5 protein-coding genes are annotated in these 13586 nt (G+C 54.7%); 3 read left to right on the top strand and 2 right to left on the bottom strand.

The genetic code is table 11. The annotated features are described in order from the left end of the window. Positions 1 to 367: 367 nt before the first annotated feature. Positions 368 to 3769 (bottom strand): acyl-[ACP]--phospholipid O-acyltransferase, encoded by a 3402-nt coding sequence (locus FFR93_RS07320; protein WP_138392684.1) that lies wholly within the window; start codon positions 3767 to 3769, stop codon positions 368 to 370. Between the two features lie 41 nt (positions 3770 to 3810). Then, positions 3811 to 4059 (bottom strand): YiaA/YiaB family inner membrane protein, encoded by a 249-nt coding sequence (locus tag FFR93_RS07315; RefSeq protein WP_138392683.1) that lies wholly within the window; start codon positions 4057 to 4059, stop codon positions 3811 to 3813. 143 nt (positions 4060 to 4202) lie between these two features. On the opposite strand from FFR93_RS07315, the gene FFR93_RS07310 reads away from it, so the two are divergent. From FFR93_RS07310 to FFR93_RS07300, 3 genes are all read left to right on the top strand, one after another. Beyond that, positions 4203 to 4826, top strand: a complete 624-nt coding sequence (locus FFR93_RS07310) for a TetR/AcrR family transcriptional regulator (protein WP_138392682.1) — start codon at positions 4203 to 4205, stop codon at positions 4824 to 4826. Between the two features lie 78 nt (positions 4827 to 4904). After that, on the top strand, positions 4905 to 6170 hold the full coding sequence (locus FFR93_RS07305) for a hypothetical protein (RefSeq protein WP_138392681.1): 1266 nt from the start codon (positions 4905 to 4907) through the stop codon (positions 6168 to 6170). A 640-nt stretch (positions 6171 to 6810) separates the two neighbouring features. Further along, a complete protein-coding gene (locus FFR93_RS07300; protein WP_138392680.1) occupies positions 6811 to 13107 on the top strand; it encodes a putative Ig domain-containing protein in 6297 nt (2098 codons plus the stop codon). Positions 13108 to 13586 lie beyond the last annotated feature (479 nt).

The following is a 13586-nucleotide window of genomic DNA, read 5'->3' as shown; positions in this document are numbered from 1 at the left end:
CTGACGCTGTCCGTCATCGCACCCCTTCCCGGCGAAATGTTTCTCAGTTTGAAGACACTGATTTCACCGATAGGCCAGACGCACCATCTTCGAGGAAACCGTCCACTCGCAGCGTCTCCCAATTCGAGGACACTGATTATGCGGATCGGCCTGATGGCGGCGGAATGGACCTGAGACGGTAGTGACACGGTTCGCCAATCCGCTAAAAGAAAGCCCCCGCATCGCTGCGAGGGCAAAAAGCCAAATCCGAGAGGCTCGGTACCGGAAAGGCTCCGACTTCAGGCTAACATCATTTTTCAGGTAAAGTTAGCCCCAACCTTCCTTGATCCGGAAGACGTCCCACCGATGCCTCCGATGGGACCATTGTTTACGCGGCGACAGCATTGCCGTTTCTTGCCAAGACCAGCGTCTTTACGGCACCGAAGTCAACCTTACCAGAGCCCAGCAGCGGAACCTTGGCGATGACGATCTCCGACGGAACGGCCAGTTCGCTGAGGCCTTTCGACTTGGCGAACTGCTGGAGTTCAGAACGGGTCGCCTTTTCGTTCTCAGTGACCAGCACCAGCTTTTCACCCTTCTTCGGGTCTGGAATGCTGGTGACAGACGACAGAGCGTCGGGCCACAGTTGAGCGACGACGGTTTCGACGGCAGCGAGCGAGATCATTTCCCCGCCGATCTTTGCGAAGCGCTTTGCGCGACCCTTGATGACGATGAAGCCGTTCTGATCGATGGTGACGATATCACCTGTGTCGTGCCAGCCTTCCGGCAGCGGCTCAAGGATGCCCGGATTCTCTGCGCGCAGGTAACCCATCATGACGTTCGGCCCCTTGATAAACAGGCGACCGCCTTCGTCAACGCCCGGCACCTTTTCCAGGTGAGCTTCGATGGACGGCAGTAGCTTTCCAACGGAGCCAGGCTGGTTGTACATCGGGGTGTTGAGAGCGATGACCGGAGCCGCTTCTGTCACGCCGTAGCCTTCGAGTATGCGAACGCCGAACTTGTTCATCCAGGTCTCGCGGGTCGAGGCCTTCACCGGCTCTGCACCAGCGAAGCAGTAACGCATGCTCTGGAAGTCATATTCATGCGCGGTGCGGGCATACATGGACAGGAAGGTGTCCGTGCCGAACATGATGGTCGAGTTCGAGCTGTAGAATGCTTCCGGAATGACGCGTGCCTGCAGCGGCGATGGGAACAGGTAAACCGGCACGCCGTAGACCAGCGGCAGGATGAGACCAGCCGTTAGACCGAATGAATGGAAGACCGGCAGGATGTTGAACACCTTATCGCCGCTATGGAAGTCGATGCGCGAACCAGCCTGGGCCGCATTGGCAAGGACATTCTTGTGGCTGAGGACGACACCCTTCGGAGTACCTTCGGAGCCAGACGTGAACAGGATGACGGCAGGAGCGTCAGCCTTGGACGGCTTCAGCGGGATCGTCTTGTTGATCAGGCCGGAAATCTTGTCGAAGGCAGTGATCGATTTACGAACGTCGTCGAGGTAGACGATCCGGACCCGATTTTCGATCTCAGCGATCACCTGGCCGAGTTTGGCGGTTCCGATGAAGGCCTTGGAGGTCAGGATCGTTTCGATCTCAGCCGCTTCGCAAGCTGCCAGGATGTTGGCGGGACCGGACGTGAAGTTGATCATCGCCGGAACCTTGCCGTTCGACATGACTGCCAGAACGGTTACGGCAGCGCCGTTCGCGTTCGGAAGCATGACGCCGACATTCTTTTCGCGGCCGAGAATTTTGGTGAGCTTGGAGCCGAGGACACGAGCGCCGGTTAGCATCTTGCCATAGGTCAGATCGCCTGTGACAGGGTCCTGGACGCAGAGCTTGCCCATTCCGTAGGTCTGGCCAGCCTTGATGACTTCCTCAAGAACCGTACCTTCCTTGGCCGAGGTGCGGAACACCAGATTGCTCATGATCTTGTAGAGTTCAGAACCGGCGATCTGGCGACGCTTACGGCCCTTTACCTCTGGATCGATGCTGATCGAGACGGGCTCAAGGATCGTGACCTTGACCTTCGGGAACCAGCGGTGCTTGCCATGTTCCGGACCAAGGCGGGAGAACATTGTCTTTTCCAGGCCGTCAATCTTGATCGGAACAACCTTGGCCTTGGTCTTGTCGGCGACCATGGCAGCACCGTCGTAGACCTTCATCAGGCTTCCAGTAACCGTGATACGGCCTTCCGGGAAGATAACCAGAGGCTGACCACCTTCAACGCAGCGGATCAGGGTGCGCGTTGCCATCGGCTTCGTCGGATCGAGTGGCATGGCATTGAACACCTTGAGGAAGGGTTTCAGCCACCAACGCTTGGCGATCTCCGAGTTGACCGCGAACACTGGGTTCTTCGTTGTCAGGATCGTTGCAAGAGGGGCATCGAGGAAGCTGACATGGTTGAGAGCGTAGATCGGGGTGTCGCCAGCCTTCTCCAGGTTCTCGGCACCGACGATCTCCAGACGGTAGAAAGCGCGAAAGAGGATAGAGATGAAATCGTGAACCGGGCTTGTCGGCAGCTTGATGAACATTGCGACACCGGCACCGACTGAGGCGACGCCGAGAAGGATGGCTACAGAGCCAAGTCCAGCACCTGCCGCCTGCATGCCAGCGACCAGCAAACCACCAAAGGTCATGAAGACGGCGTTGATCACATTGTTGGCGGCGATGGCACGAGCGCGCTTTTCAGGTTTTGCCCATGCCTGGAGGGCGGCAAAGGTCGGGATCACGATAAATGCGCCAGACACCGCGATCAGGAAGAGATCAAATCCGATCCGAATGACACCTTCATGCGACAGGAATTCTGTGAACGTCGCAGCGGCTGCAGGTGCTTCCGGCAGGCCATTTACGACGAGACCCAGATCGAGGGCGAAAATGCCAGCGAGGATGGAGCCGAAGACCGCAGGCAGAAGAACGATGCGACCAGCCGAGAACCATGCCGCGATTGCGGAACCGATTGCTGTCGCGATGGCGAACAGAGCCAGGTAAGAGGTCATAGCGATATCGCTGCCACCGACTTGCTTCACGATTGGAGGCAGGATCGAAAGAACGATAGAGCCTGCGAGCCAGAACCAGGAAACGATCAGCGTTGCGATAAGAAGACGCTTGTCGCCGCGCAATTCGGAGACCAACTGGAAGGTCGAGCGGAAGATGTTCTTGTCGACTACGAGCGACGGATCAGCGCGGCCGGTCTTCGGAATGAAGAGCGTGGCGACGAAGCTGATGAGTGCGATACCGCCGAGAAGAGGTCCAAAAACCCAGGGGCTGTGGCCGCCGTTTGCAAAGGAAATCCCAGCGCTGATCGTGCCCCCTAGAATTGCCGCAAAGGTCGCAGCTTCGATCCAGGCATTGGCCTTGGGCAAGTCTTTGCGTTCTAGATGATCAGGTAGAATGCCGTACTTGATCGGGCCAAAGAGCGCCGAGCCAAATCCAAAGAGCCCGAGGGATACCATGAGGGTCGTTACCGAGCTTGCAGCGATGCCGCCGACGGCGACGAATGCTGCCGCCAGTTCAGCAAGCTTTAGATACCGGGCCATGATGGCTTTATCAAACTTGTCGGCTAATTGACCGCCGAGTGCCGAGAAAAGCAGGAATGGAGCCATGAAGACCGCACCAGCAAGCGTCACTGTGGACGCAGCCTCATTCGCCGCCATGGTGGCCATGATCAGGAGAACGAGCGTGTTCTTCAAGAAGTTATCATTAAAAGCGGCGAAAAACTGCGCCCAGAAAAGTGGCGCGAATTTCTTTGAGAGCATCAAATTGGTCGACATAGGAATTCCTTTATCTCGGCTTGAGGGCTACATAACTCCTTTTAGGCGGCTTCGCTAGTGCGATGGTATTTTTCTTCGTTCTGCATGCGGTAATCGTGATTATCGCGAACGGTCTTGGTGACGATGATCGAGGTCATGACGGCCATGACGAAGGACATGGCGATGTAACCCTTTGTCCATAGCTCTGTCGGCAGGAAGAAGATGCCAGTACCGGCTAGAAGGACTGAGCCGAAAAAGCTGCCGTATACGAAGTTGACCCAGGTGGAGGAGTGAGGCTGTAGATTCGACATGCTGTTTCCCTTTTATGGTTGAAGCCCCGGTAGGAGCGAGTTATATTACGATCAGTGATCGTATTAAGACGATAACTCCGGCGAATTTCGCTGGCAAGTCCAAAACGATCAGTGATCGTAATAATTTTGTCGGAGACAGCTAAATGCGTATTTCTAATGAAGAAAAAGAGCAGATCGTCGCTCGCATCATAGACAGCGCTGAGCGCCAGATTGCGGCAACTGGCCTGTCTGGGCTCAATCTCCGAAGCCTCGCATCCGACGCTGGCATCAAGCCTGCTTCGTTATACAATCACTTCAAGGGCGGGCTTGACGAGGTAATCCTCCGTGTCAATTCGCGTACGATCAAAATGCTCGATCAATCCCTTGCCCGGGCGGCTAAGAAAGCCGACGGTGAGCCGGTCGCAGTGCTCTTCGATAGCATGGCCGTCGCCTACCTGCATTTTGCGATCAAGCATGAGAAGCGCTTCGCGGCGCTGTTCGAGCACCGGATGGCAAATGATGCTCCTATTCCGGAATGGCACCTGCAGGAACACTACAATCTGTTCCGGCACGTTGAGCGCCCGTTAGCGGCCATGAACCCCAACTTGGGAGAGGATGAGCGGCGCATCCTGGCCAGAACGATCTATTCCTCTGTGCACGGGATTGTCCATCTTGGTCGTCAGGGGCGTTTAATTGCACTGCCCGTGCCAGTGATTGAGCAACAGCTCGGTGTCATCACGCAGGTTTTGGCGGATGGATTGTCAGCGTTCGCTGCAAAGCTGAGCTAGCGGGCCGATCTCTCCATCTCTTGTCTGCTGCTGCGATCTCTTCGATGCTTCCTTATCGTATTTTTGTGAGTTCTTCCCATGCCTATGCCCGAAATCATTGCACCGACTAAGGACCTTCTGATGGCGTCCGAAAGGCCTTTGGGATTGTTCCACCGTATCCGCGAGCTTCGCCAGGAGGAGGAAGACCACCTTCACGTGAACCGTGTTTTCAGCAGTATTCAAAAATTCGGCGAGACAGTAATCGGCGATGCCTTGGCGATTTTCGATGAGGTTGCTTACCCGGTTGTGAAAGACCTACAAGTCGGGAACGAAGTTCGTTTCTCCGATTTCACGCTAACCGCAACCTCATTCCCTGGCGTTGGCTCAGAAGGTTTACGGGCGCTTGTGAGCGATCCCGTTGGAAAGCCGCTTTTTCAGGTAAAGTGGTCCGAGGACGCACAGCGTCGATCAATCACATTTCAAGAAAGCGCACCTGATCGCCCGACCTATCCTTATGCTGAGATCATTGCCTCTGCGGCATTGATGAAAGATGAGCGGTTCGGCATTCATACAATTGGCAGCGGACATTTGGATTATGCGGACTACTACAAAACGATGGACATCCTTTCCGTTGTGCGTCGGGAGCTTTTATCCAAGGCCGTAACGCGTGACACCGACCCGGATGAGCATAATTTTCGTCGTATGAACCTGCTGAACTTCGAGCAGGTCTTGTCCCTTGATGAAGGCGTGGCCGGACCTTCTTGTCATTGGACGATGACGCAAATGATGAACCAAAGCCTGAATGACGTAATGAAAGCTTCATCTGATCGCGTGCTGAAGCTTATTCCGGAAGTTGAAAGGCTGGGCGTTGAATGGGGCAAGAGCTTTTTCCGATTCAACGACGAGAGTGAGCACTTGACCCTCGTGCCCACCGATGTTCCCTGGAGAAAAGCACTCTTCGATTTATGGGTCGACTGGAGCTTTGAACATCAAGGTATTCTGGCGATTGTAGACTTCGATGAAAGCGGGCACCCGAAGGAAGCGACATATAACCTGATCCCCCGTGGTGACGGCGAGTTCAACAGGATTGTCGCGGCCGTTAAGGAAGGGCAGTTCGTCGGGATGCCAGCTGCGCGGTATTTCTATAAACAGGAAGATTGCGTTGTTCAGCAGGAGTTCATTGAAGCGCACGGTTTTGACGTCCTGACCTCCCTCATGCGCCACGTCTACTCTTTCGTTTGCCGCCATAATAAAGAGCCGAACGAAAGTGCTGAGGTAATCGATGATTTCCGAAAGCTGATGCAGTTGGATAAAGATGACGATTACGAGCGTGACAACGATGAACCCGATGCGCTTGTGATCTGACCCGCACCGACCACACGGGCGAACAGTCAAGAAAGCTGTTTGCCCGTGAACCCTTAGAGAACTGGGAATGGAGCGATGAACAGGTTTGGTTAAATTTCCCGCAGAATTCCTATGATAGTGCAATAGATCACCTTTACGATCACGGAGGAACGACGACTTGTGAGATTGTCTGGGGCGCAAAAGACTTAGCCGCAGCCTTGGATGAACCGCCATCAGCTCGTGCGCCCGAGGACACGCCCTCTTTTTCGGGCATGCGTCTCTAAATCGTACCCACAGGTTCAGCCCGCATCATAGACGCTTCCCTAATCGACGCGCACGACCGAATCTGACCACATCCTCGGGTTGACTCTGGGCAAGAGGAAGTCTTTGCATTTTTTGCGATGAAGGTATGCACCTGTGCGAACGGGATAAGCCTTTTCGCAATTTACGAATGAGGCGGCTATTTAAGCGGATGATCTGCAACCATTTGGTTGCGCGTAAGTATCTTTAACTCATTAGTTTAGGAGTTTTTATACAGGCAAGCGCGACGCGTTTCCGTGATTTTCTCCGTTCTTTGCGTTTTGTTTCATTTCTTCAATTTTGAATTTGTTTGGCGGCTCAAAATTGCCAATAATCTTGGCATACTACCGTGGGGCGAAATATGTTCAAAAAATTACTGACTTCTTTCCTCATTGCTGCGCATCTGGTCAACCCGGCCTTCGCTTTTGATGCCGGGAGTGGCTCCTACTTTTTTCGATACAAATCAAATGTAAGCCAAGCTGACGTCGTACCCGAGCCACAGACGAAGGACATTACGGCCTATTACATCGGTGGAGCTGGCAAAATTTTCTCGGAAAAACTGCCCATGAAACCCCAGTGGGCCGATGATAGCTGGCGCATCACGAAAGGAAATCTGCCTAGCGGATTGAGCTTTGACCCTGCGACCTTGACGTTCCATGGAACGCCGGAAACGGTCGAAATGAATGTCGAGGTCGAACTAAGCGGCTACGATGCCAGCAATCAAGAAGTCGCGTCGGCCGTTGCTCGATTCAACATTTATCAGTTGCCGGACAGAGAAGTTAAGGTCGACTTTTACAATCATAAAGGTCAATATTCGTCGCACGCCCTCGCCCTTCCTGCTGGCGTCGTTATCGACGGTGATCCCAAACTGATTTCGCCGTTGCCAAAGGGTGTAACCTTCAACGCGCGTTATTTTGAAGGGATTCCAGAAGAAGTTGGTGACTTCCCGGTCTTGGCAATCGGCTACGACTTTACGGGAGAAGCAATCATTGCTTTCACCGGTTGGTATCGAGTCGAAGCAGGTCCGACATTCGCTCAAATTCCAGATGATCTGCGCAGTTTAGTTCAAAACTCCTATTTTGGGTGCACTTACGCAGCTGAATGCGCTGTTTGGTACAAGCAGATGGTTCCTTCAGTCGGCCGCGCGATCAAGGATTTCTCGAAAATCAGGTATTACGTCGAGACGCAAGACGGTTCGGCGCTACCTGGCACCTTGAATTATGCTAACGACCCGTTCAAGCGCGAGCTGAATGGGTATGTCTTTAATGCTTTTGAGCAGGCCGTGGTCCGCTATAAGGCCGTGGATGTCGATAACACAATCGGTTACAGCAATTGGTTCAAGATTGGTTCTCTCGGCCCAACTTCCGCCTGCATACCCTATGGCTCCGCCACTTCGATCACGTTGTCTGGTGTGGTTGGCTATGACCTCCTGAATAACAGCTATCGCATTCCTTCGGGCCTCGACAGCGCTGCAAAGGTTTATTCGGTAAAGTCAGGCACTCTGCCTGATGGTATTTCGCTTAACCCGGACACCGGTATTTTGAGTGGAAAGCCTGCTGTCCTTGGCGATAAGAAGGGCGTGATGGTTGAAATCAACTATCCTGGTCGCCCGGATGCAACGCCCACGACATGTGGACCGTTTGACTTCCTGATTAGCCCTGCGCAGCTTTCTCTCGATGCATCGGGCGGTAAAGCCCAGTACCGTGTAGGAGAAGCGCTCTCAATCCAGCTTTCACCGAACGGCGCAGCCGTTGAACCGTGGAGCATTGCACTCGCGCCGGGTGCTGTTCTGCCTTCAGGCGTGTCATTCGACGCCGACACCGGTCTCCTCTCTGGAATGGTGGATCAGGCCGGAACTTTCAGCGCAAACTTCGTCCTCACCAACGGTGATGGCAAGACGTATGCGCGCGGTGTGACGTTCTCGGGCAACGCTAATGTCGACATCAAGGATGTGGTCGCGCGTGCCTCGATCAAGCGTTACGACGTTTCCAATGAACTTCTCAAGATCGACTACGATCCTTCGACGATTATCGGTCCCGGCAGCGAGACGCTTACGGTGGTGAATGGCCCTCTTCCTGACGGTATTCGCCTGAATTCCGGGGCTCTGGTCTTGGAAGGCGGTACCCGCATCGCTAAGGGACCCTATGGACCGTTCCGCCTGAAGCTGACCGACTCCACAGGCATGAGTGACGAGACCAACGATTTCTGGATTGACGTGCTCGAACGCGATCCGCTCACTCGTGGCGAGACGGCTGATCCAGTCTCCTTTGCTGTCAACCTTCAATCATCGCCCCAGAAGCCTTTTGCTGTCGAACAAGCTCCTCTGGCAAAGGGCGTCCTGCCCCTGACCTACACGTTGATCCCTGGCACCCTGCCCGATGGCCTGAGCTTCAATGAGGATGATGGTACGATCTCTGGCCTGCCGAAGAAGAAGGAGACCGTTTCCGGCTACACAGTTCGTATCGACGAGATCAGTGCTGACAATTTAAGGGAAACGTCTGATCCCTTCTCTATCGAGATCGTCGATCCGCCGGAGATTCCGCAAAAAACGCTGCCCATTCTCAAGGGCAATGTCGGTGGACCTGCCATTTATAGCCAGTCTCCGATGGCAACTCTAATCTCGATCAGAAACTATCTCGTTGGTTATGAGAATGCGGTTGTTTTTGACGATGCCCAACCGGCTGTGCCAGGCCTTAATTTCGCTCAAGACACTGGCATGATCTCTGGTGTGCCATCGGCTGAATTCTCCGGTTCCGTCGAGGTCACCTATCATGATGCCGCCTCGCGGTCCGGCAAGCTCTTTGTCCCGGTTTCAATTTACCCATACCCGGCTCTGACCTCGACTGCGGCCAGCTATGAGCTGCCACGTCTGGCGCAGGCTTCCGAGTTCGATATTCGGGTGTTCCCGGCAAACACTGGTTTCTACGCTGGTGTAACCTATGCCCTTGCACCGACGTCCGATCCGCTACCGACTGATCTTGCCCTCCTAAACGGCATGATTGTCGGAGCTACGAAGGCCCCGCGCGACTCCGTTTTAAACTTGATAGTCCGTGGAACCAGCGTCGCTAACGGCCTATTCGTGGACCACCCCGTGTCGATCAAGATCGTCGCGGAGCGGCCCATGCTTCTCGACATCCAGCCCGACGACAAGCTTTTGATGTTCATTGACGAGCAGACTGGCAAGCTTGTCAGTCGCCAATGGTTTACAGCGCCTCAACCTACCGGGTCCTTTGTCGGGCCGGTAAAATGGTCGCTGCAGCAACAGCCGAGTTGGATGAGTATCGACACCAACGGTCAGATCAACGGCACCCCGCCTGGTCTAGGAGAGTGGCCTGTCAAAGTTGTCGCAACTGATCAGGAGAACCGGTCTGCTTCCGATCTGGTGACGGTAAAAGTTACGTTGTCGGGACTGGTCAAGCTTTCTCCTGGCGGCGAGGCTCTACAGGTCCGTCAGGGAGAGACATTCCGCACCCAGCCGCAGACTGTCACAAATGTCGTCAGGCCGTTCGAATGGGTCGAAAACGCACCAGAAACCTTGGCTCTGAACACGGCGAACGGCGTCTTTGAAGGCCGCCTCGACGATGCTGGCATCTACAGGTTCAGTCTCGACGTCTATGATGCGGACACGCGTAAAGCTGGAACGCCAGCGAACTTCACTGTGGAAGCCGTGCCGAGAGTGACCATTCCGAATGCTGTCAGCGTTAAGAATGGCAAGCAGTACGATCCTGAAGGCGCAATAGAGATTTCGTTTGCGGCAGCAGAGAACATTCTGAAGCGCGCCACCTACGCGGTGACCGGCGACGTCCCTGGAACGCTTTACTACAAGTTTTACGACGATGATGACCCATCAAAGCTGGCGTATTACGTCCGCGAGGAGGCGAACGGTTCGATCACGACCATCCGTCAGGGTGCCAATGAAACCGTGGAGTTCGTAGAAGCCGCCTATCTTCAGCCGGATCACATGATCTTTGACACGCTCGCGCTCACTTTGAAGGGTATTCCTTCACGCGCTGGCGTGTTCCAGATCGGCTTGGCTGTTTCGGATGATTATCAGCGGACGGCTTACAAGGTCGATCCTTCCGATCCGACGAGAGAAGAATACAATTTCGACAAGACGGACATGTCGACCGTCCTGGTGGCGGATGCTGATCAGCTTGAAATTTCCAACTCTGCGACGAGCGAGGCACTTTACCAATATACTTCGCAGCCGACGTTGAAAACGACTGTGAAGAACACTGCTTACGGTAAGGGCATCATTTCCTGGAACCCAATCAGCGGAACGCTGCCAACCAAGGTCGTTCGTTCACCTACTGGTGCGGCGCTGGGTTACGCTGGATATCCAAGCGTACAAGGCACATTCGACGGGATTGCCTGGGAGGCTCAGGACTGGGCGGGTCGCAAGATCAACTCGGAACCTGTCACCTTCACGGTTGGACCCCGCTTGCCTCTGCAACTGGTCGCATCGTCATCCGTTCCCCGGCCGATGATTGTTTTTGATCAGGATGCGGACCTTCGAGTGTCGGCAAAGAACCTGGCAAATGGCGTCAAAATCGCCCTCAATGATTGGACGATCACCGGTGCGGACAAGTTGCCTCCAGGAGTCACGTACACTCTCACGACTGACGGTTTCCATTTCCAAGGCACGTCCGACAAGATCGGCCGTTACAGTGGCATCACCATTACGGGCACAGATTCACTGGGTGCGACCGCGTCGTTGCCGCTTATCTTTGACGTGATCCCTGATCCTGAAGCCATCGTGCTCAACGTCTTTGACATCAAGACGAAGCCTGGCTTCCCGATTGAGATGCGTCCACCGTTTGCGTCCGCCGCTCTTTCTACGGCTAACACCTACGGCACCGTTCGCTTCTATTCGAACGATCTACCGTCGATAGCCGGTATCAATCTTGATCCGTCGACAGGCTACCTGACGGGCAGCTTGTCGCAGCCCAACCGCCTGACGTTCGACCTGTTCGTGACGGACGAAACGAACCGCGTCACCAGCAAGCCTGTCACCGCTGAGGTCATTCCGAACCTCAGATTGATCGTTCCCACTCAGGTGGAAGCGGAGCAGGGCCTGCCAGTAAACATTCCCGTCGCTACTGACTACGTCCTCGGAAAGGTCACCTATTCCAAGGGTGCTGGTAATTGGCCGGTTGGCTTCGTGGTGAACCCGGACACAGGCGCGATCACGTCTTCATACGTCGACCCGGCCACTGGAAAGACGACGACCGACGTCATCGCCAATGCAGGCACCTACCCTGATCTTACGATCATCGGCTCCGATGCCTTCGGTAATTTCACGGATCAGCAGTCCTCCAACAAGTTTGCGCTTGTCGTCAAGCCGACCCTGGCTGCTCCGGATATTGCCGACCAGGTAAAGACAATCTTCGGAACAGAGGGTACGACAATCACCGCCTGGAAGCCAAAGGCCGCGTCCGGTTGGGCAAGTGGCGTGGTCGAAAAGGTGAGCCGTAAGGCCTGGATGTATTCGGGAACCGACTACAGCGCCAGCCACGACCTCTCGCAATATGGATTGACCTTCAATACGGCCACGGGTGAGATTTCCGGTACGCCGACGGCGGAGTTCATTATTCGTGATTTCGTTATCACGGTTACGTCTCAGCAGGGCGATGTCGATAGCACTGCGCCGTTCTGGATCGGTGTGGCACCGCAGGGGTCCATCACCGCGACAGCGGGACAGCAAACTGAAAATAAGGTTCGCGTTGCCGGTACGCTGAACGGCATCGCGCCTCAGTTTGACAATGTGATCGGTAACCTCACCTATTCAAAGGTTTCCGGCAATAGCTCGTTTGGCGTCGAATCTGGAACAGGTAAGCTTCTCGCGCTGACTGCCACATCGGGCTGGGCTGTCGGCACCTATCCCGTCGTTATTCAGGTCTCGGATGAATTCGGTCGCACTGCCCAGTTGACGCAAACGGTCAAAGTGATTGGAGCGCTTACGATTACGGTTGAAGGCGCAATTACACTTGACCGTGCGATAACGTATAACAACGTCTACACACCTGTCCTAGCCAACCTGGTTGGCGCATCGTCCTATGTCGTAACCGGCCTGCCAGTTGGCCTGACTTTCGATCCGACCACCGGCGCTCTATCTGGGAAGGTCTCTGACCAATATCTCGACACGGACAAGTTCCCGGTGACCTTCACGGTGACAGATGCCTATGACGGCGCGAGCAAGTCCGGTTCAACGATCATTGGTTTCGGAACGGCAAAGCAGTATTGGCGAATTCTGGATCGCGTCACGAATCCGGGCTATTACGATGCCAGCAAAGGTGCCTACGTGAACGGCGGGTTTGATACAACCGTCTGGGGTACGGCTGACGGGACTACTCCTACCAAGATCAGAGGCGCGATACCTTCCAACTGGTATCCTTCCGATGCTGTTTGGTCGATCTCAGGAACGACATACGACACCACCCATATGACCAGAGACACTGTGGGCTTCTGGCGAGCTTACAAGTTCGCGGTCCCCACGGTCATTACGTCGGTAGGTTTGCACTACATCAACACCTGGACAACCGCCAACACACAGTTCAGAAGCCCTGTTGTGCAGTCGTCCGACGATGGCGTCACCTGGAAGGATGAATTCTCAGGATACTCTTCTCAGGTCGGCCTTGACTGGGTGATCAAACGCTAAGCTCCACTGATACGGCCCTCATTTTTGAGGGCCGTTCTCTTTGATGCCGAGGTTTGGCTGAGGTCTGCTTAGAAACGCGGACTGTTTCCCATCGGGCAAGCGCCAAAGACAGGAGTTTGCGGCCTTTCTTTGGCGACAGACGTCAACCCGTCGTCGTTCCAGGTGTCGTCGAGGTTCTGAAGCGCCTCGGCAAAATCCGCAGCTTCGCCGTTCCTTATTCCAGACAAGTTCATGGAGACTTTGGTATGCGTTCTCGGAGTCACCTTGCAGCCAGGCAGCGCCTCTGCCAATCGCCCGGTCTATATTTCGAGCTGCGCGAACAACGGCGTCTACCTCCCCATCGAAGGTGGAAAGCTTCCGGAGCGATGACGGAGAGGTCGGAAAAGTGCTGCCTGACCTTGAAGCCGGGATGTTCAGTTCCGCGAACTCCAGGCATTTCTCCAGCTGGTTGAGATTGAAATAGTCTGTTCTGTCTGCCC

The organism is Rhizobium sp. MHM7A (assembly GCF_005862215.1).
In the GTDB taxonomy this organism is placed as follows: Bacteria; Pseudomonadota; Alphaproteobacteria; order Rhizobiales; family Rhizobiaceae; genus Rhizobium; species Rhizobium bangladeshense.
The sequence above is the reverse complement of the archived record's forward strand: the minus strand, read 5'-3'. Positions and strand labels throughout refer to the sequence as shown.

What these genes read in the sequence shown, in the direction of transcription:
- FFR93_RS07300 (WP_138392680.1), top strand. Translation starts at nt 6,811, where the DNA reads ATGTTCAAAAAATTACTGACTTCTTTCCTCATTGCTGCGCATCTGGTC.
- FFR93_RS07315 (WP_138392683.1), bottom strand. Translation starts at nt 4,059, where the DNA reads ATGTCGAATCTACAGCCTCACTCCTCCACCTGGGTCAACTTCGTATAC.
- FFR93_RS07310 (WP_138392682.1), top strand. Translation starts at nt 4,203, where the DNA reads ATGCGTATTTCTAATGAAGAAAAAGAGCAGATCGTCGCTCGCATCATA.
- FFR93_RS07320 (WP_138392684.1), bottom strand. Translation starts at nt 3,769, where the DNA reads ATGTCGACCAATTTGATGCTCTCAAAGAAATTCGCGCCACTTTTCTGG.
- FFR93_RS07305 (WP_138392681.1), top strand. Translation starts at nt 4,905, where the DNA reads ATGCCTATGCCCGAAATCATTGCACCGACTAAGGACCTTCTGATGGCG.